This window comes from Paenibacillus thiaminolyticus, assembly GCF_007066085.1.
Lineage (GTDB): Bacteria > Bacillota > Bacilli > Paenibacillales > Paenibacillaceae > Paenibacillus_B > Paenibacillus_B thiaminolyticus.
Genome location: NZ_CP041405.1, coordinates 4809242 through 4828399, shown reverse-complemented (window position 1 = coordinate 4828399; position 19158 = coordinate 4809242). Strand labels below are relative to the sequence as shown.

At 51.0% G+C, this 19158-nt stretch carries 17 protein-coding genes and 1 pseudogene; 8 read left to right on the top strand and 10 right to left on the bottom strand.

What is annotated here, in order from left to right:
- Positions 1 to 98: 98 nt before the first annotated feature.
- Positions 99 to 1034 (bottom strand): DNA-binding transcriptional repressor DeoR, encoded by a 936-nt coding sequence (locus FLT43_RS21415; protein ID WP_087443234.1) that lies wholly within the window; start codon positions 1032 to 1034, stop codon positions 99 to 101.
- A gap of 400 nt (positions 1035 to 1434) precedes the next feature.
- On the opposite strand from FLT43_RS21415, the gene FLT43_RS21410 reads away from it, so the two are divergent.
- Entirely contained in the window at positions 1435 to 2163 is a 729-nt protein-coding gene (locus FLT43_RS21410) for a 3-ketoacyl-ACP reductase (RefSeq protein ID WP_087443122.1), read from the top strand.
- 658 nt (positions 2164 to 2821) lie between these two features.
- On the opposite strand, the gene FLT43_RS21405 is transcribed toward FLT43_RS21410, so the two are convergent.
- Complete coding sequence (locus FLT43_RS21405; RefSeq protein ID WP_087443121.1) at positions 2822 to 3871, bottom strand: 2,3-butanediol dehydrogenase; 1050 nt, start codon at positions 3869 to 3871, stop codon at positions 2822 to 2824.
- 242 nt (positions 3872 to 4113) lie between these two features.
- Here FLT43_RS21405 and FLT43_RS21400 point away from each other — a divergent pair, with 242 nt between their 5' ends.
- Complete coding sequence (locus FLT43_RS21400; RefSeq protein ID WP_087443120.1) at positions 4114 to 5142, top strand: LacI family DNA-binding transcriptional regulator; 1029 nt, start codon at positions 4114 to 4116, stop codon at positions 5140 to 5142.
- A gap of 115 nt (positions 5143 to 5257) precedes the next feature.
- Here FLT43_RS21400 and FLT43_RS21395 read toward each other — a convergent pair whose 3' ends face one another.
- From FLT43_RS21395 to FLT43_RS21380, 4 genes are all read right to left on the bottom strand, one after another.
- Positions 5258 to 5836 carry a PepSY domain-containing protein gene (locus FLT43_RS21395; RefSeq protein ID WP_087443119.1) on the bottom strand — a complete coding sequence of 193 codons (579 nt, stop codon included), beginning with the start codon at positions 5834 to 5836 and terminating at the stop codon, positions 5258 to 5260.
- 114 nt (positions 5837 to 5950) lie between these two features.
- Positions 5951 to 6490 (bottom strand): PepSY domain-containing protein, encoded by a 540-nt coding sequence (locus FLT43_RS21390; RefSeq protein ID WP_087443118.1) that lies wholly within the window; start codon positions 6488 to 6490, stop codon positions 5951 to 5953.
- 124 nt (positions 6491 to 6614) lie between these two features.
- On the bottom strand, positions 6615 to 7988 hold the full coding sequence (locus FLT43_RS21385) for a sensor histidine kinase (protein WP_087443117.1): 1374 nt from the start codon (positions 7986 to 7988) through the stop codon (positions 6615 to 6617).
- Positions 7985 to 8683 carry a response regulator transcription factor gene (locus FLT43_RS21380; protein ID WP_087443116.1) on the bottom strand — a complete coding sequence of 233 codons (699 nt, stop codon included), beginning with the start codon at positions 8681 to 8683 and terminating at the stop codon, positions 7985 to 7987. The genes FLT43_RS21385 and FLT43_RS21380 overlap by 4 nt, the downstream gene beginning before the upstream one ends.
- A gap of 208 nt (positions 8684 to 8891) precedes the next feature.
- On the opposite strand from FLT43_RS21380, the gene FLT43_RS21375 reads away from it, so the two are divergent.
- The 3 genes from FLT43_RS21375 to FLT43_RS21365 all read left to right on the top strand — a co-directional run bounded on the left by FLT43_RS21375 (position 8892) and on the right by FLT43_RS21365 (position 12465).
- Positions 8892 to 10163: a hypothetical protein gene (locus FLT43_RS21375; protein ID WP_087443115.1), complete on the top strand. Its 1272-nt coding sequence runs from the start codon at positions 8892 to 8894 to the stop codon at positions 10161 to 10163.
- A 165-nt stretch (positions 10164 to 10328) separates the two neighbouring features.
- A complete protein-coding gene (locus FLT43_RS21370) occupies positions 10329 to 11051 on the top strand; it encodes a response regulator transcription factor (RefSeq protein ID WP_087443114.1) in 723 nt (240 codons plus the stop codon).
- Positions 11035 to 12465, top strand: a complete 1431-nt coding sequence (locus FLT43_RS21365; RefSeq protein WP_087443113.1) for a sensor histidine kinase — start codon at positions 11035 to 11037, stop codon at positions 12463 to 12465. The genes FLT43_RS21370 and FLT43_RS21365 overlap by 17 nt, the downstream gene beginning before the upstream one ends.
- 75 nt (positions 12466 to 12540) lie before the next feature.
- Here FLT43_RS21365 and FLT43_RS21360 read toward each other — a convergent pair whose 3' ends face one another.
- From FLT43_RS21360 to FLT43_RS21345, 4 genes are all read right to left on the bottom strand, one after another.
- On the bottom strand, positions 12541 to 13053 hold the full coding sequence (locus tag FLT43_RS21360) for a ferritin (RefSeq protein ID WP_087443112.1): 513 nt from the start codon (positions 13051 to 13053) through the stop codon (positions 12541 to 12543).
- A 98-nt stretch (positions 13054 to 13151) separates the two neighbouring features.
- A complete protein-coding gene (locus tag FLT43_RS21355) occupies positions 13152 to 13646 on the bottom strand; it encodes a DUF4362 domain-containing protein (RefSeq protein ID WP_087443111.1) in 495 nt (164 codons plus the stop codon).
- 45 nt (positions 13647 to 13691) lie between these two features.
- The gene (locus FLT43_RS21350; RefSeq protein WP_087443110.1) at positions 13692 to 14330 is read right to left on the bottom strand and encodes a SurA N-terminal domain-containing protein; all 639 of its coding nucleotides are present in this window, start codon (positions 14328 to 14330) and stop codon (positions 13692 to 13694) included.
- A gap of 76 nt (positions 14331 to 14406) precedes the next feature.
- A complete protein-coding gene (locus FLT43_RS21345) occupies positions 14407 to 15144 on the bottom strand; it encodes a M12 family metallo-peptidase (protein WP_087443109.1) in 738 nt (245 codons plus the stop codon).
- A 354-nt stretch (positions 15145 to 15498) separates the two neighbouring features.
- On the opposite strand from FLT43_RS21345, the gene FLT43_RS21340 reads away from it, so the two are divergent.
- The 3 genes and pseudogenes from FLT43_RS21340 to FLT43_RS21330 all read left to right on the top strand — a co-directional run.
- Complete coding sequence (locus FLT43_RS21340) at positions 15499 to 16065, top strand: RNA polymerase sigma factor (protein WP_087443108.1); 567 nt, start codon at positions 15499 to 15501, stop codon at positions 16063 to 16065.
- Positions 16066 to 16310: 245 nt separating this feature from the next.
- Positions 16311 to 18164: an S-layer homology domain-containing protein gene (locus FLT43_RS21335; RefSeq protein WP_087443107.1), complete on the top strand. Its 1854-nt coding sequence runs from the start codon at positions 16311 to 16313 to the stop codon at positions 18162 to 18164.
- Between the two features lie 616 nt (positions 18165 to 18780).
- Positions 18781 to 18986 (top strand): annotated as a pseudogene (locus FLT43_RS21330) (IS6 family transposase); the annotation flags it as partial.
- Positions 18987 to 19158: the final 172 nt, after the last annotated feature.

Below are 19158 nucleotides of genomic sequence, written 5' to 3'. Positions count from 1 at the left end.
TATTGGGGCCGTGGACATACAAAAAAGCCCCTCGGAGAAGGCGTGGAGTCTTGTTCTCCCGCACCTTTACAAGGGGCATAGGTTTACCGAATCATGCATTATTGCAGCAGCGCTTGCGCCGTGAATTGGTCCGTTACGATAATATTGGCGTATTTGCCAATAAGCGCGGCCCGAATCGCTTCGATCTTATGCTGGCCGCCGGCGATGAGAATCGATTTCTCCTTCTTCCGCAGATCCGGCAAATCGATTCCGACGGTCCGGTTGTTAATATCTTCGCTGCATATATTCCCATCCTTGTCGAAAAAGCGCGAACAAATGTCGCCGACACCGGTACGCTGCAGCAGCTTCTTCTCTTCCTTGCTCAAATATCCCAACTGGAACAGCAGCGCATCATCATTCACGGTGCCTACGGTAAAGACCGCGATGTTCGCTTGCTTCCCCAATTGAATAATCCGGTGGATATGCCGATCCTCCTCCACCATCTGCTTCAGGGCAATGCTGTCGAATATAACGGGCAGCGGCAAATAGCGGGCAATCGTCTGGAATGCCGATGCGAATAAATTGACCGTCTCCGCCGCATAGGTATTGACATGGGAGTAGCTGATGCCGCCTTTGAGTTGAACAACCTCGACGCCCCGCACCTGCTTCTCCTGCAGCCGAACCGCCACGGCATGCATCGTTCTCCCCCAGGTAACGCCGATAATGTCCGTGTCCTGGACCGTCTCCACTAAATAATCGGCCGCTTTTTGGCTAATATTTTTCTGAATTTCGTGGTACTCATTCACAGGGGAATAGCATACGAGCGCCGTATCCAGTTCATACTTCTGCTTGACGCGATCTCCCAATTCATCCAGATCCTCGAGCGGATCGACGATGTTGATGCGGACATAGCCCTGGTCTTTGGCATATTGCAGCAGCCTCGATACCGTCGGACGGGAGACGCCGAGCATGGATGCGATCTCGATTTGACTATAATCTGACATGTAGTACATTCTTGCGGCTTCGATGCTTAGCCGACGTTTATCCTGATCCATCATGACAACCCGCTTCTGTGGAATTATTCTCTCATCCTGGCTTCTTGCCTGTCAAAAATGAACGAAAGTGCAGCTAGCAATATACTACCATACAAATTCGGAGATTTAAACGAACCCTGCCCCAAGAGTGGAACCAGCCCTTGCACCCTGCCGCGCCGCATGATGCCGCCACATATGATGCCGTATTACCGATAAGATGCATTAGGCTGAACGATGGATATGATCTTGTCCGCTAGGTCACCTATAATAAAGAGAGCACACTCCTTGTGAACCTACATCATCCGAAGACGGCGGACCCTGCATGCGCAGCGCTAACGCGGGATCTGCAGGATCGGAGTGAATTGGCATGTACCATGCGCTATTGGCGCAAATGATGAACCCAAAAAGGAGAGACGTACCTATGGAACTGAACAATCTCGCGAACAAGACAGCCCTCATTACCGGCGCCGGAAAAGGAATCGGCAAAGCATTAGCCGTCGCGCTTGCCAAGGAAGGCACGCACCTCGGGCTCATTGCCCGCACCCAGTCTGATCTGGAGTCGCTCAAGGCCGAGTTGGACGGGCAATATGATGTTAAGGTTGCGATCGCCGCAGCCGATGTCGGCTTGCAAGCCGAAGTGGACCATGCAGTCGCTTCTATTCAAGAGCAGCTCGGCCCGATTCATATCGTCATCAACAACGCGGGCATCGCGTCGTTCGGCACGCTCGCCGACATGCCTGTGCAGGAATGGGAGCGCATCATTCAGGTGAACCTGATGGGCACCTACTATGTTACGCGCGCCGTGCTGCCGGGCCTCATCGCCCAGAACGAAGGCAGCATTATCAATATTTCTTCGACGGCGGGCGAGCGCGGCTTCGCGACCGGCTCCGCCTATAACGCGTCCAAGTTCGCGGTCATGGGCTTGACCGAGGCGCTGATGCAGGAGGTGCGCAAGCACAACATTCGCGTGACGGCGCTCACGCCGAGCACCGTCAATACGGAATTGGCCGTCAACGCCGGGCTCAAAATCGGCGAAGAAGACCGGATGATGCAGCCGGAGGATGTCGCCGAGCTCGCGCTCGCCGCCTTGAAGCTTCCGCAGCGCGTCTTCGTCAAGACCGCCGGCATCTGGACGACGAATCCGCAGTAAGGTCTCCGGCCATTGCTATGAAAAAGAGGGGCATTGTCGCCCCTCTGTCTATGTTGTGCCTGTGATATCCACCCATATGAAGGGGCTCGCTCACAGCAGTTTCTAGCCTGCTGCAGTGAGATAGCCCTCTGCTTCTCAATGGGTCAATGCTCGACTTGCCGAGAAACTGCTAAAATGCAGCTTTTCATTACGGCGTTTACTCCGTTGTATGGATTCCTGCAAAACTGCATCAATTTCAGCCTGTGCAGCAGAAAGAAAGTAAAAATTAGCGAAAATAATGTACTTTTGCAGGAATTTCATCAAATATCGGTTAAAATGGTATAAATTGATGAATTATCGCAGGATTTCGCTGCCAGCTCCATCTTCCTCCGCTTCGCCCGGCTCTGGCACCAGCCGCCCTGGCATTCCACACGCTTATCTTTCCTATAACACTGAACATAGGCTCGTATATATCGTTCAAGCTGAGTGCGCGCAAAAAAACCGGATCCCCGCTCACGCAGAGATCCAGCCTATATCCGGTCGATATCCGACTATATCCGGTCTATATCCGACTATATCCAACCTATATCGGACCTGCATCCGGTCTGTATCCGACCTATATCTAGCCTATATCGACCTATATCCGGCCATTATCCAGCCTGTATCCGGTCTATATTTATTATTCCGCTTTGACCAAAATTTTGACCTGGTTCTTCTCGGCCAGGAGGGTATCGAAGCCCTCGGTTACGACTTCGTCCAGCTTGATTCGCTTCGTCACGAGCTTGTCGGCAGGGAAATAGCCTTTTTCCATCAAGCTGATGACGGCCGGGAAGACGTCGCGGTACCCGATAATTCCCTTCATCGTCCGCTCCTTCATGACGATATCGTTCGGCATCACCGGAGCTTCGCGCTCGAAGATGCTTACTATCATGACTTCGCCGCCGAGACAGGTGGAATGAATCGCGTTCGTCAATACAGGGGGAACGCCGGTCACCTCATACGCGACGTCTACGCCGCCATTGGTCCGCTTGTGAAGCTCTTTGACGACATCCACTTGGGATGGATCGATTCCGATGGCGCCCAATTCCTCGGCTTTGTTGCGGCGCTGCTCGGACAGCTCCACGGCATAGATTTCCGCCGCTCCCGATGCTTTCAACGCCTCGATGACGAGCAATCCGATCGGCCCGGTTCCGAATACGGCGGCCCGATCCCCGACCTTCAGCTTGCTCTGGCGGACGGCATGCAGGGCCACCGCCGATGGCTCGACCAGCGCGCCTTGCTCATAAGATACGCTGTCCGGAATCTTGTGGACCATATACTCTTCCGCCGCCACGTATTCCGAGAAGCCTCCGCCGCCTCCGGCAAGGCCAAGGAAGCCCATCGTGCTGCACAGATTGTATTTTCCTTGTCTGCAGGCTTCGCATTCGCCGCAAGCGTAGATCGGCTCGACGACGACGCGGTCTCCCGCTTGCACCTTGGTCACGCCTTCCCCGACTTCGACGACCTGTCCCGAGAATTCATGGCCCATAACGATAGGCGCCTTCTCTCCCGTGATGGGATGAGGAGCGGCTTCCGGAATGAAAATAGGTCCTGCAGTATATTCATGTAAGTCGCTGCCGCAGATTCCGCACCATTCGACTTTTATTTTCACTTTGCCTTTGAGAGCCTTCGGTTCCTCGATGTTCTCCAGGCGCAAATCCTTCACGCCATGCCATCTCAAAGCTTTCACTGCGATCATCTCCCTGGACGTGTAGATAATGAGTGGTTCGATTGATTAAATGTTTGGAAAATGAATAGTCATTTCGGAAACGTTTCCGATATTAAATATGTCACACCGTCACGCTAATGTCAAATCTATTCCTTGTTTTTGTGAAATAATAATGAAGAATACCGATTCTATGGTATGATGTTCTTGATTTGTTCACATGATGAAGATGGAAGCAATTCCAGAGAAGGCAGGAGGATAGTGGAATGGGCCGCAACAAAGTAACGATAGAGGACGTAGCCGCAAAGGCGGGGGTCGGAATCGCGACCGTCTCGCGGGCGATTAACGATGCGGAAGGCATTAGCGCGAAGACGAAGGCGAAGGTGATGGCCGCCGTCGAGGAGCTTGGATTCATTCCCAACACTTCTGCCCAAAGCTTGAAGGTGCGCCAGACGAAGCAAATCGCGCTCGCCGTGCCGGATATTCGGAATGCGTTCGTTCCGGAAATCGCCTATGCGGTCGAGCAGGCGGCCAAGCATTACGATTACCGCGTCGTTCAAATCAATACGCTGGGCAACGCGCGCGCGGAGCTGGAACTATTGAAAGAGGCCAAAAAGCTTCATGTCGATGGCCTGATTCTGCTGCCGCTCGCCTATCCGAAAACATTGAAGGACTGGATCAATAAATCCGGACTTCCGATTGCAATCATGAACTATGGCAAAAAATTGGATGCCGATATCAAAGCCGACATCGTGAGCATGTCCGCCCAGGAGGGCCGGCTTGCGATGGAGCATCTCCTCAACATCGGCCGCACACGAATCGCGTACGCGGGCGCGCCCAAGGATATTATCGAGGAGCGCTTCTTCGCTTATGAAGACGCTTTGCATCAAGTCGATATCTCCCTCGTCTATTTCGGCGACGACTTCTCGCTGCAGACCGGAATGAAAGCCGCGGATTACTTCGCCGGACTGGCGCATATGCCGGACGCCGTGTATGCCGGCAACGACATGATTGCGATCGGACTGCTGAACCGGTTCAAGGAATTAGGCGTCCGCGTGCCTGAAGATATCGCCATCGTCGGAATCGATAATATTTTCTGGGGCACAATCACGACGCCGAAGCTGACCTCCGTCTCGATCATGGGCGCTGAGGTCGCAAGAGTGGCCGCGGAGCTGCTGCTGAACCGGATTATCGAGCAGAAGCAGGGCGTGTATGAGCGGGTTCAATTCGAGCCGCGCCTTATCGTGAGGGAATCCAGCATATCGATGACCCGAACTTCCCGGAAGTTGGATTGATGCAGGTCCGGCCATGCAAAAAGAGGGGAGCCTGTCCCCTCTGCCGCCTATTCTGCCTAGTGCTTACTAAGCTGCCTATGCTGCATATGCTGCCTGCGCTTCCTATGCTGCCTTCTTAATCATTGTCCCACTCATCATCGTCGTCGTCATCTACATCTTTCTCCACAATTTTGCCCGTAAACTTGTCAATTTTGTATTCAACTTCGCGATTTCCGTTGCGAATTTCGATTTCGTAGACGTGTTTGCCGGAATCGGCCTCAATCACTCTTCCCGGCGTATCCTGAAGTGCGATGGCGATCGCTTGCTTCTTCGAAATGGCCGCTGTGCGATCCTGCGCTTGGCCCTGGCGGCGCTCACGGTGACGCTCATCCGCATCATCGTCATCGTCCCATTCAACCTGGAGCACCTTGCCGGACACGGCATCCAATGTCACTTCATTGTCGTCACGGCCGTCTGCCGTTCTAATTTCGACCTCGAAGACCATGCGGCCGTTTTCCTTTTTCAACTCGACGCTTCGGATATCGCCGTTCACTTCCCGAAGAGCTATCTCTTCTGCCTGCTTCGATGTTAGCAGTTCGCTCCCGTACGATGAGCTCTTGACGGCCCCGTTCGCCTTGTCTGCAGCCGCGACTCCCCCTACGGCCCCTCCAAGCAATAATAAGCCTGCGATACCAGCAATAAATGTACGCTTCATATCCTGCTGCCTCCTTCATGTAAGGTGTTACCCTTACTATAGACAACGAAAATGAGGATACGCGGATAGAAAAATGAGAATTTGCTGAGAAACAGCCGACCTTGCCGAGCAGCCTCAGTCATCCCAGGTTACCGACTTGACTTCTCCGGTTATCGCATTGATCTGAACCGTTCCATCCTCGCCGTCTTCCCGATCGATTTCGACCAGGTAATAAGCGACGCCGTCCGACTGGATCAGGTCGATGTCATCCACTTCTCCGCTCACGGTCTTGAGCGCAATAGCCGCTGCTTCCTCTTCCGTAATCCGTTGCTGCCGGGGCTTCGATGCCGCGGGCGGCTTCTGTTTATCCGGCTGTATCGCTGGCGGCTGCGCTTCCGGCTCTGGTGCGGCCCCCTGTGTTCGGATCATCCCGCCGATGTTTCCTTTATCCTTCTCAATATCAACTTCATACGTTCCCGTAGCCAGCTCCATCGTAACCCGGTAGGCGTGCGGAAGCTCGCTGACTTCCACGACTTCGCCCCTGTACATTTCCTTCACTTTGCTGGCCGCTTCGGCCGCGGACAAAGGCTCGGCAAAGGTGATCAGGCGAACAAGCTGCCAGACCACAATGGCGAAGAACGCGATTACGGCTGCGCCTAGCCATGCTTTTTTCATGTTTGCGCCTCCCTATTTCCAGACTCCCTCACCGGCTTTGCTTCCGTACTTCAGTATACATGAGCAACATGAGAAATCGATGAGCTTGCGGTGCTCGATATGGGCGAGTTCAAACAAATCGGCCTTAAGCATCGAGAAGATTGCGTGAACGAGTCTTTTTAAAGGTGATTCGAACCATAGTGCCATGGCCTTCAATACTCTCCATGCGAATATCAGCTTCCAGCACCCCGGCAATCTCCTTGGCAAGCGCCAGGCCCAGGCCGAAGCCGCCCTTCGCTCTTGTCCTGGCCTTATCGACCCGGTAGAACCGGTCGAAAACTTTGTCCAATGAATCCGCCGGGATGCCGATACCCCTGTCGCTAACCTCCACCACCGCCGTTGGGCCTTCTTTTTTGATGCGGACCCCAATCGCTTCCTCGCTATATTTGCGCGCATTATCCATCACGATATAAAACAATTGTTTGCACTTTTGAACATCCGTGTCGATGATCACATCTGCATCTTGCTGGAGCGTAATGTCACGGTGGTACGCCTTCTGAAAGGCGCGGACCCAGTCTTCAACCATTTGCCCCAGATCCACAGGCTCCATCGCGACCTTCCACATCTCATCATGCTTCGCCAGCAGCAGTAACTGCTGGGTCAGATCTTTCATCCGAATCGCTTCCGAATGTATCGCCTCGACCGACTCGTCGAAGAGCTCGGGCTGCTCCCTCCCTCTTCTTTTCAACAGGGATGCATAGGATTCGATAATCGTAAGCGGCGTCTTCAGCTCATGGGATGCATTGGAAATGAATTGGCCCTGCTTCTCGTAGTTGACTTCGAGCAGATCCATCATATGATTGAACGTGTCGCCCATCTGGTAGAGCTCATCCTTGGACTTCTTCGGCAGCGGAATCCGCTTGAATTGCCCGCTTCGCTGGATATCGCGCATCGTCGCAATCATCGATGAGATCGGCCGGGTGATGAAGTTGCTCAGCAGCTTGGCCGAGATCAGGACTGGGAGGATGGCGAGTCCCGACACCAGAATCAGGACAACCCGCAACATACTGAGCATGTCGGCGGTAGGCTTCAGGCTTTCCGTTACTTGCAGATTGGCTACCTCGCCGCCATGCCATACGATCGGAATCGTCACGAAGACATGCGGGATGCCCTCGTAGGTGACAATGTTACGCTCTTCCTGCCGATAATAAGCAACGGGGAGATCGCGAAGCTCCTTCAGCTCCGGCGGCGCAACCGCCGCGCCCCGGCTTCCGTCCGCATTGACGATCTGGAGAATGCCATGGAGCGGCGCATAGGCCCGCAGCAGCTCATCGGGTGGTATCGACGTGCCGGCCTGATTGATCCCCGCCAGCGCCTGCTGCGCTTCGGCGGCCACTCTGTCCGCTTCGCGGTCCAGGATCATGCTGCTGAAAATATAATAAATGGCCGCGTTGACTATCAGGATGAGCGCGATGAACAAGACTGATGTGTACAGATTGATTTTATTTCGAAGCTTCATCTCGTATCCCTCAGCACATAGCCTACTCCGCGCACGGTATGAATCAGCGCCGTCTCATACGGCTTGTCTACCTTGTGACGCAGGTAGCGAATATAGACATCCACGATATTCGTATCCCCGTAATAGTCGTATCCCCACACTCCATCCAAGAGCTGCTCCCTGCTCAGGACCTGCCGGCCATGCTTCATCAGATACGCGAGCAGGTCGAATTCGCGGGGCGTCAGTTCAATGCGGTCCTTCCCGCGCTTCACTTCATGCGTCAGCTCGCTCAAGCTCAGATCGGCGACCGTCATCCATTCGGGCTGGACCTCGGCGGCCGGGGACAGCCGTCTCATTCGCAGCGAGGCGCGAATGCGCGCCAGCAGCTCCTCCATCTGAAACGGCTTCGTCACATAGTCATTGGCCCCGAGATCAAGGCCTGATACTTTATCTTCAACGGAGTCCTTCGCGGTCAGCATCACGACCATCGTATGCGGATCATGAGAACGGATGCGGCGCAGCAGCTCGATTCCGCTTATGCCGGGCAGCATCACATCCAGCAGTATCAGGTCCCAGGACTGCTCCTGGAACAGCCGGAATCCCTCCAGGCCGTCCAGTGCCTTGCCTACCTCATACCCTTCATACGTCAGCTCCAGCTCCAGCACGCGGGCAATTTTCTCTTCATCTTCGACGATCAATATTTTAGGCTTGTCCATATCGGCCTCGTTTCTCCTCCGCGAATGGGTTCTTGGCTTTCGAATTTAGTATAAACCGTGCCCTGTATTCCGTCTAACACGAAGCCATCATTTCCCGGAAAATAGGAACTCCGTCATAACAAGCGGGCTCCCTCGTCTGCCGCTGCTTCATGTTCACCGATTCGGAATGGTATGATGAAAGCAACACAGATTATCGGAGGGCCCCGCAATGGATAAGCGAATCAAGGAATGGATAGATGCCGCGCAATTGACATTCGGATTGGACAACTATGACTTGCACTCCCATCAATTGTACCGCGAGGTCACGCTGCTGAACGAGACCAACTATTTTCTCAGCATGGAATGGTTCCCTTCTCATATCACGGAATGGGAGGAAGATTGCAATCCGGAAGGGACGGCAGTCATTACGGTAAATTGGCATACCCGCCAATATACAAGCGTTATTTTTGTGGGCGGGAAGTCATTTGCAACGGGGAAGCCGTTCCACCAGGCCGGCTTGAATGAGGTCATCCAGTGGATTGAAGCGGAAGCCGGGATCGCGTATGGCAAGCAGTTCTGCCTGGATAAGGAACAGGAAGGGGAATATCACTTTGCCGAATGCATCGACGGCATGCCCCTCTCTCCCGGCGGGCGGGCCGAGCTTCAGTTCGACACGGAGGGCAAGCTCACCTTTTACAGTGTGTACGGAACATTCCCGGACCGTTCCCTTCTGCAAGAAGCGGACTATACGCTTACGCTGGAAGCGGTGGAGCCGCTGGCAAGGAAGCAATTGAAGCTGCTGGAGCTTCCCTTGCTGGAGGAGCAGCGGATCATTCCGGTGTACGGTCTGGAGGAAATCTATATTGCCAATGACGGCGTAACCGCCATCCCGTTCGAGATCAACAGAGGTGCAGGAATGAGCGTGAATATCGAGAAGCTTATGACTTGGGAGCAGCCGACGACGGAACCGGATCCTTTGAAAAGAAGCGAGATCGTTCTGCACGAGACCGTCACGCTGGACCAAGCGGAATCCCGTGAGCCGCATCCCGATTCCTTGCCAATTACGGAGGCGGAACAAGCCAAGTGCATTGACGCTGCCGAAGCCGGATTGCGCCAGCTCTATCCGCAGGATTCTGGACAGTGGGTGCTCAAGAGCTTGCAGCGGGAAAGAGGATACATCCAAGCCATCTTGAGACAGAGCGCGCCAAGCAAGCGGGTCTTTCAGCGGAAGCTGCTCCTGTTCATCGATCCTCATCGCTGCAAGATCATCAATTATATGGATAACGCGCCGCTGCTCTCCATGTTCGATGAATTCCAGCACGAAGAAAAGGTTGCCGTCAGCCACGAGGAGGCCTATGACAAGCTCAAGGGACGGCTCGAATTAACGCCTGTCTATGTGTATGAGGCGGGGCGGAAGAAGTATCTGCTGTGCGGCAAGCTGGATTGCCACTATGGCGTGAAGGCCGCTAACGGGGATGTGGCGGAGTTGAATGACTTGTAAGGGGAATTGAAAAGCCTCCCTCGCATTCTTTCCCAAAAAAATGCAGCTGTTTTTTCCCCGGACTGTGGCTATTCTTACAATAACCTTACGGCGGGTTCAGAGAGAAGGAGTTCGCACGCCGGGAGCGAATGATCCCTAACATCAGGCAGACAGGGGAGATGACTAATGCATTCCACGGTATTGATTGCCGATGACGAGCCGGACATCGTAAGTCTGCTCAAGCTCTATTTGGAAGCGGAAGGCTTGTCCGTCCTGGAAGCGGGGGATGGCGCGGCGGCTATGGATATGCTGCGCCAAGAGCCTATTGATCTGGCGATCGTTGATATTATGATGCCGGAACTGGACGGGTACCAATTGATCAAGAGTGTCCGGAAGGACTATAAGCTGCCGATCATCATTATTTCCGCCAAAAATCGGGACGCGGATAAAATTATCGGCCTGGGCCTGGGGGCGGATGATTTTATTACGAAGCCGTTCAGTCCCCTGGAGGTGGTCGCGCGCGTTCAGGCTCAACTGCGCCGCACGTATGAATTCAACGATCATCCGGCTGTTCTGGACAGCCCGCACACGCGCGTCGGCGCCTTCGTGCTGGATCACCACGCCTGCGCTCTCTACAAACACGGCGAGCCTATTGCGCTTAGCGCGAACGAATATAAGCTGATGAAGCTGCTGATGGGTTCACCTGGACGCATTTTCACGAAAAAGCAAATTTTCGAGAAGGTATGGTCCGAGCCGTATATCGCCGATGACAACACCATCATGGTGCAAATCAGCCGGTTGCGGGAAAAAATCGAGGACCTGCCGAGAAATCCAGTCTATCTCAAAACGATCCGGGGACTTGGTTACCGGTTTGCGAAAGAGGAAGAGTGCCGTGAGCAACCGAAATAAGCTATTTAATCTTTTGATCAAAAATTATATTTTCTTCTCGTTGACGTTGGGGCTGATTATGTTCGGGTTGCTTGGCTGGCTGGCTTATCAATTGGAGCGCGACATGTACGGCGCGCGGCTCGCGAATCTGGCGGCAAGCGAGATTGTCCGGCCGAACTACGAGGAGATTCCATCCCAGGCGATCCAGTCGTTCGACGGCTGGGTGGAAATCTTGAATGATCAGCTGCAGGTCGTGCACGTCAAAGGTACAAAGCAGGATCCGATGACAGCCTATACGGAAAAGGATCTCAACACCCTGCTATCCGATCAAAAGGACAAACCGTACATGGTCTCGCTTGCTCCCTTTACTGCGCAGGATGGACAGACCGGCTATGTTCTTGTCAAAATTCCCGCGCAATATGTGTCCCAAAAATATGAGCTTAAGGAATTGAACGACGCTCAAAATAAGATATTTATCAAAATCATGCTGCAAACATTGGCGTTATTTATCGTATTATTCAGCCTTAACACGTATTTCTACAGCCGATGGACCGCGCGCAAAATTACGAATCCGCTAAGTGCTGTCGCAGAGGCCATCAAAAACGTGGCGAACGGCCGTTACTATAAAAGACTGAATATGAAAGCGAACCACGAGATCGCGCAAATTCAGGATCATTTTAACGTCATGGCTGAGCGGCTGGAGAAGGCCGAGCAGGAGAAGAAAAGGCTCGAGGCCAACAAGCAGCGGATGCTTGTCGATATTTCCCATGATCTGAAAACGCCGATTACCACGATTCAAGGCTACGTTGAGGCTTTACAGTTGGGGCTGATTCATGATGAAGACAAGAAGCAAAAAACGTTGGACCTGATTCAAGATAAAACACAGCTCGTGGCGGCCTTGATCGAGGATGTGTTCGAGCTGTCCAAGCTGGAGCTCCCGGACTATCCGCTTACGACCGAAGTGTCGGACATAGCCGAATGTCTGCGCGAGATCGCCGCCGAATGGTACGGTCCGTTCGAGGATAAGCGGTTCATCTTCGAATATGCCATTCCCGCGCATGAAGTGAACATCCCGTTCAACGCAAAATTGGTAAACCGGGCCATCTCCAATCTGCTGCACAATGCGCTGAAATATAATCCGGCAGGTACCCGTGTATCCCTTGAATTGGCGGAGAGGAAGGAAGAGATCGACATTATCATCGCCGATAACGGGAGCGGTATCGCGGAGGAGCTGCGGGACAAGATATTCGATGCCTTCGTCCGCGGCGATCAAGCCCGGAGAAGCGATGGCGGGAGCGGGCTCGGCTTGACGATTGCCAAGCATATCGTCGAGAAGCACCGGGGCCGGATTCACTTAGATGTGTTGGATGGCGGACTGGAGCGCGCAGCCGGCGGGCATGGCACGAGATTCCGAATTGCGCTGCCAAGAAAATAACAGGCGGACACAGCAATAAAGCCGCTTTCCCACGAACTTGTTCAGGGAAAGCAGCTTCTTGTTGGCGGATGCAACTTACGCTTCGCCGGCCGGCGGCGTAAAGGTGCGCTTGGCGAGCTCGGCATCGAGCATATAGAAGGCATTGCTGTCATTATCAATGCGGCGTAGCTTCTGAATGATGCTGTCGAAGGTCGCTTCTTCCTCTACCTGCTCGTCAATGAACCACTTGAGGAAGTTGATCGTCGCATGCTCCCGCTCATCCCACGCGATATCCGACAATTCATAGATTCGCTTGGTTACCGTCTGCTCATGCTCATAGGAATGCTCGAAGGCGTCCAGCAAGGAGCCGTACTCATTCTGCGGATGGTCCATGCCGCTGACAATGGCCCGTTTGCCCAATGCATTGATAAAGTGGTAAATTTTCATCCCGTGGAATTTCTCTTCCTCCGACTGCACGATGAAAAAGTTCGCGAACCCGTCAAAGCTCTCCGACGAACAATAAGCCGCCATCGCCAGGTACACCTGGGAAGAATAAAATTCATAATTCATCTGATCGTTCAACTTCGCAAGCAGCTTGTCGCTTAACATCGGATCACTCCCTAAATAGCTTGTCTGGATGAGAAGCAAGCACATCTCGCTTCCTTCTATTCTCAGTATGTTGGAAAATGCCGGCGATGTAAAGGGGACTATGGGCGGCGCTGCAGGTCGGGATGATTTTGGAGAATGAGCTTTTTCTTGCTCTCATCGTCTTTTCGGCTAACCCAGTATTCAATGAAAGTCCCGTTATAATGTGCACTGAACCGTTCCTCAACCGATATCCGATCATAAGGTTCTTGCGTGCCGTTCACGGTGACTTGAATGGCATTGCCATCGAATGCGAGATTCATGTGGATGACTCCGCCTTCTTTGGTGCTCGCTAGAACCTTGATTTCATCCTTTATTTTGTGGTTCACGTTCTCCACGAACTTATCTAACCGCTGCAGGTTGCGAATTTCGTTATGGCTCCAGAAAATCTCATCCTCGTGAGCTTCCGGTTCGCTCGACGCTTGTTTTGTCTCACCAACGGTGTCATGACGTGAAGCGGTTCCCGTCTGACCTGGCAGATCATGATTCGATGGCGAATAGGAGCATCCGTTGAGAATGACGATGCCCGTCATGAAAGCACCCCATAATTTCCCCATTCACATCCCCCTGTCATCGTAAAAATACCCCGCAATAAACGGGGATCATCGATATACATATTCAATATTCGCATTTTCCACTAAGGAATGAACCCATTCATCAAAGTACTCTTTTCCTTTCTTCAGGACATAGCTGTGAGTAAACTGACTGACTAAATCGCTATTTTCCTCTTTATCATACTCGCTTTTATCTTGAATTACCCCTTCGGATACCATTTCCGCTTTAACAAGCTCAACATCAATAGGATTGTCCTTTACATAATCAGACATGATTTTGTCTCTCGTCCCTTGATACAGCATTCGCAGCTTTAATGCCTCTCTATAGTTGCCGATATCCCCGTATTGCTTGATGGCCAGATCGTAGAACAAGCTTTGATTCATGTTTTTTAAAGCATCCATTTTATGATCTAACTCGGCTTCATCCACCGTAATTCCCAATTTGCCGGCTTGCTGGAGCACAAGAACCTCTTCAATTGCGCTTTTCACGACGTCTTCTTCGGAGACCTTGATGAATTCCCCTTTATCTTCATAGCGCTGTAACACATGTTGAATCTCCTCATGGGAAATGATCTCGCCATTCACCTGAATCAGCGAAAAGTCAGACTTGGCCGAACAACTGATGATCATAAAGCCGAACAGAAACAGAAAAATACAAAAAACGATCTTTTTTCCTGTGAATCGCATCAGGACACCCCCTTAATGATAAGAACTTCCTTCCCAATTCTATGAATTGAGAAGGAAGAATCGTTACCGCCTCCTATTAATACATGTTCCTAGCAGCATACCAATCGGCATGATGCCCTTTGCAGAACCGATCGATAAACCCAAAGCCAACGGCCGTCATCACGCAATTTTTTCCGTCATAATCCGAGCCTCTCTCTTCTTCATCGTGGCGCAGACCATACATATGCCCAGCTTCATGCTGTGTCGTCTCCGCATTGGTACTATACCCGTTGTCAAAAATAGTGGAGTAAGGACTGCTAAGCGTTGCGATCCCCGCAATATTGGAATTATCGCTAGGTTTGAGGCCCGAGAACGCAATCATAATATCCGCCTTTTGATTGCCGTTGTAAGTCAAACCGTGTTTGTTCCGCGCATCGTTCAATAATCCGGAACTGGTGGTTGAAGAAGATTGCCATAGAGGTTGAGCCACGGACAAGAAGTTGATTCCGAATTGCTCCTTCAAGGCCGTGCCGGCACGAGCAACCACCCGATTGGCTTCATATGCATAGTTTTGGTACGTAGAGCGCCATTTCTGATCGACAGGAGAGGTGACATTGACAGTAATATTCGCCATTCTGAAAGCCGGTCTATCATATTCAAAAATGGCCTCCCCGACATAAGGCGCAGCCTGTCCAGGTATCTTCAGCTTAACTTCTAAGCTATTGTTGACTGCTGCTCTATCGTGATCATGACCGCTATGACCTGCAGCATACATCGGACTGGCTGACACAAGGAGCAAGAGCGACGCAAATAGAATAGCAAGCTTCTTCTTCATTACAAATTCCTCCTTTTGTTTTCCTATTTTGATTCGGCCAATCTACTCGGATCGAGCTTCCCCCCCTTTCCTTGCACGCGTGTTGCGATCAATGACCTATCTCGTCAGTACACTCGCAGACCAGCCATTGTTCAACAACTTACTTATATAACGTTGGAATTTAGCAAAAACTAACGCTGAATCTCCAAAATTTTCTACTATTTTTATCAAACATAAATATCGACTACAATAAAGAAACTATGTAAATATTATGATTTTTTTCGTTTTTTGTTGTATACTGCGATTAGATTGTCTGCGTCTATCCGCAGCTAAAATTCGAAAAATAAGGAGAATTGGCAATAAGGGGGGGTTTTTATGGAACAGTGGTATTATCTGTTGCGAAGCCCATTTGCCAGCCTAGATCCTGCCACGCAACAATGGGTATATCGTTCCTTCTATCAGTTCGTGTACAAGGACGTATATTTCAAGACACATGATCGTTCCCTTACCGAAGATATTATTCAAGAGACTTTCCTTAAGGCATCCATGCAAGGTCCGCACCTGCAATCCGACATCAATATTCCGGGGTGGGTGAAGCAAGTCGCACGGACTACCGCACTGGATTGGCTGCGAAAAAAAAACAAAAACCGCCAAATTATAAAGTTAGCGCATGCGTATATGGATGCCAAGGCTTCACATGAGGTAAGCGTGGCAAGCGCCGTAGAAACCAAAGTAAGAGACGAGCTGCTTCACCAAGCGCTAGCCGAACTCAAAGATGATTACCGCACCATACTGATTCTGTTCTATATCCAAAACAAATCCTATCGGCAAATTTGCCATGAGCTGCAATTAACCGAACCCGTCCTCACCCAACGTTTGGCGAGAGCCCGCAAAAAACTGCTCCACCACTTTTTACAAAAATGGGCTCTTCCCGATGAGTGAACATCATCCCAGTCTCACTCCCTCCACCGCGAACATGTACATCGATAACGATACAGCTTGTTCCTGAATCCATACCTGGTATTGTTCTTCCGCCATTCTATATTCCCTGTCGTAATATAGCGTCTCTGCCATCTGGGAGTTGGAAGCCGTAAATTCTTTGTCGAAAAATAAAGGAAAATGCAGGATTCAAGCGAATTCTTGTACCTGTATCCTAATCCTATTATGAACAGACGGGGGACATGGAGATGAAATGGCTTGGGAAAACGATGCTGGCCGCGTTGGCTGCATTGACATCGTGGGTATGGATGAGCAGCGGCAACGCGTATGCCGCCTCGCATGATGTGCAGGCAGCGCTGGCCAATCGCACGAAGCAGGAGATAAGCAGCAGATGGCTGCAGTATAAACCAATGGGTGTCTATAATGAGTATATGAAGCAGAAGGACATCTACGAGGTGATGCCGAAGGCAAGCGTTCCTTATGCTCCGGGCAAGCTGAAGCCGGAATATATCGCGGACGGCGTGAACGCGACGAATGTCGCCCGGTATCTGGCCGGGCTGCCTGACGATATCCAGCCGGATTGGGAACTGCAGCCGCAGCAACAGGCCGCTGCGCTGGTCAATGCGGCGAATAACATGCTGTCGCATTATCCGGTTCAGCCTCCGGGCATGGAGGAGACGCTGTACAAGCTTGGCGAAAAAGGAACCCGCGCAAGCAATATATCGGCGGGGCGCTCTACCTTCTATGAAAGCGTGATCGAAGGATATATGTCGGATAGCGGCACGAGCAATATTGATCGGGTGGGGCACCGCCGCTGGATCCTGAATCCCGCCATGAGTAAAACGATGTTCGGCATCGCCTACACTTCAGAAGGATATCCCTATTCGGCGATGTATGCGTTGGATAAAGGCCGCACGCAACAGGTGAAATATGAATACATCAGTTGGCCCGCATCGGGGTATTTTCCCGAGGAAATATTCGCGCCGAACGATCCGTGGTCGATCTCCCTTAACGTGGAGCAATATGATAACTCGCGCACGAACGAGATTGAAGTCACGCTGATTCGAGAGCGGGACGGCAAGCGCTGGGTTTTTGATCAACGGGATACGGATAAGGAAGGAAAATATTTTCACGTGGATACCAATTATTACGGTATTCCCTACAATATCACGTTCAGACCGGACGGAATTGAACGGTTCCAGGACGATGATCGGTTTCATGTGAAAATTAACGGGATCTATGACAAGTCGGGGCAGGCCGCCGTCATTGAATACGATACGATCTTTTTCGATATGGTGCCGGAAGTGTCGCTGCGAGCCACCTCGCTTCTTCTCCAGCCAGGGGAGAAAGCCAAACTGAATTATCGCCGTTCATCGGGTGACCCGAAGATGGCGAATGTTCAATTTGCAGTTGACGATCCGAAGATAGCGTCGATCGATGAGGAAGGATACATTACAGGCAAGAACCCGGGAACAACGCAGCTTGCCATCCGCAATTACTTCCAGGAAGGCAGTTGGATCGAGGTGGAGGTCCGGGAGTCCGCCAAGGGCGATGCCGTCAGTTCATGGGCCTTGCCTGGCTATCAACAAGCGAAGAGCAACGGCATCATTCCGCTGAACCTTGATCATGCTTACCAGTTGCCTATTACAAGGAGCGATTTTGCCAAGTTAACGGTGAAGCTCTGCGAAAATGTGTTGGGCACGCCGCTTGCTCAAGGGACAGCGCCCTTCCAGGATACGAAGAACGCAGACATCGCCAAGGCGTACACCAATGGGCTCATGAACGGGACCTCTAAGACGAAGTTCACGCCATCCGGCAGCATTACGCGCCAGCAGGCCGCAACGCTGCTTATGAATGCACATGCGCTGTTGTCGGAGCGGACGGGACAGAGCGCCTCCGCCCTGGAGGCCGCGAAGCCAGCGTTTGCCGATGATGCCCTAATCGCGTCCTGGGCGAAGGAGAATGTGTACAAAGCGGTCAGCTTAGCGCTGATGTCGGGAGCGGACGGACAGAAATTCAATCCGGACGGCGTGCTTACCTACGAACAGACCTTTGTTCTGCTGAACAATCTATTCGAGAAGTTTGCAGATGCGGAGGCATGAAGACGGCCGAATAAGGGCCAATCCATAGATTAAGGAGTTCGAAAAGAGGGGGCTGCCCCATACCCATCAACTTAAGAAATTAATTGTTCCCCAAAACGAAAAAAATGAACTAAATTCCCATGGACACCTATGAAAAGATGAAATTTTCGTTTTGGGGGCAACCTGTTCTGTTAGGTTGATGGGCATGGGGTACCGCTCAACATTTTAACGAAAATATACACTAAGCAAATTTCAGCATAAAGTAAGCCACTTTTTCTTAAAATTGTTTCTTCCCTTTCTCGGCGAAAACCAGCAATAATCCAAACAAATAATAAATGATACTTACCGTAATAACACCATAAACAACCTTATCTTCAGGAAACTTATGTATGTTTAGAAAAGTTTTCTATTTTTTTTCATAATAAAAAATATAGAGTTTGAAAAGAAACCTTGTAAAATCAACGATAATAATGATGTAATGATTGGCATAAAGCTCCTCTTAAATTATTACTGTATGATAATTACACCAAAATATCCATTTTTTTGTATAATAAAATAAGTATCAGAGCACTGGTTCTGTTGCAAAATTTTCTACATGAAGCTACACTCTAGAAAACAGGATCTAGGAGAATCAGACATGAGATATTTTAAAGGAAAACAATTCAAGAAAGATATTATTTTAGTAGCTGTCGGCTACTACTGCCGTTTTTCTTTAGGTATCGTGATGTATCTGAAATCCTGAAAGAACGTGGTATTTCAGTTCAGCCAACAACCATCATGCGATGGATTCATGAATATGGCAATCCCATCTATCAAATTTGGAAAATAAAAAATAAATCTGCACGCTTATGAAACCATTCATGCCCTATATAAACAAAGGTGAAGTCTTCAAAGAGACTCCGCCTTTTCAACGTGTACAATGAACTTCAACAATTACTAGCTACTTCCTAAACATTGTTCTTCATTTACCAACCTGTTTTATGCTTTTTTCAAACTTTGCAACAGAACCAGTTTA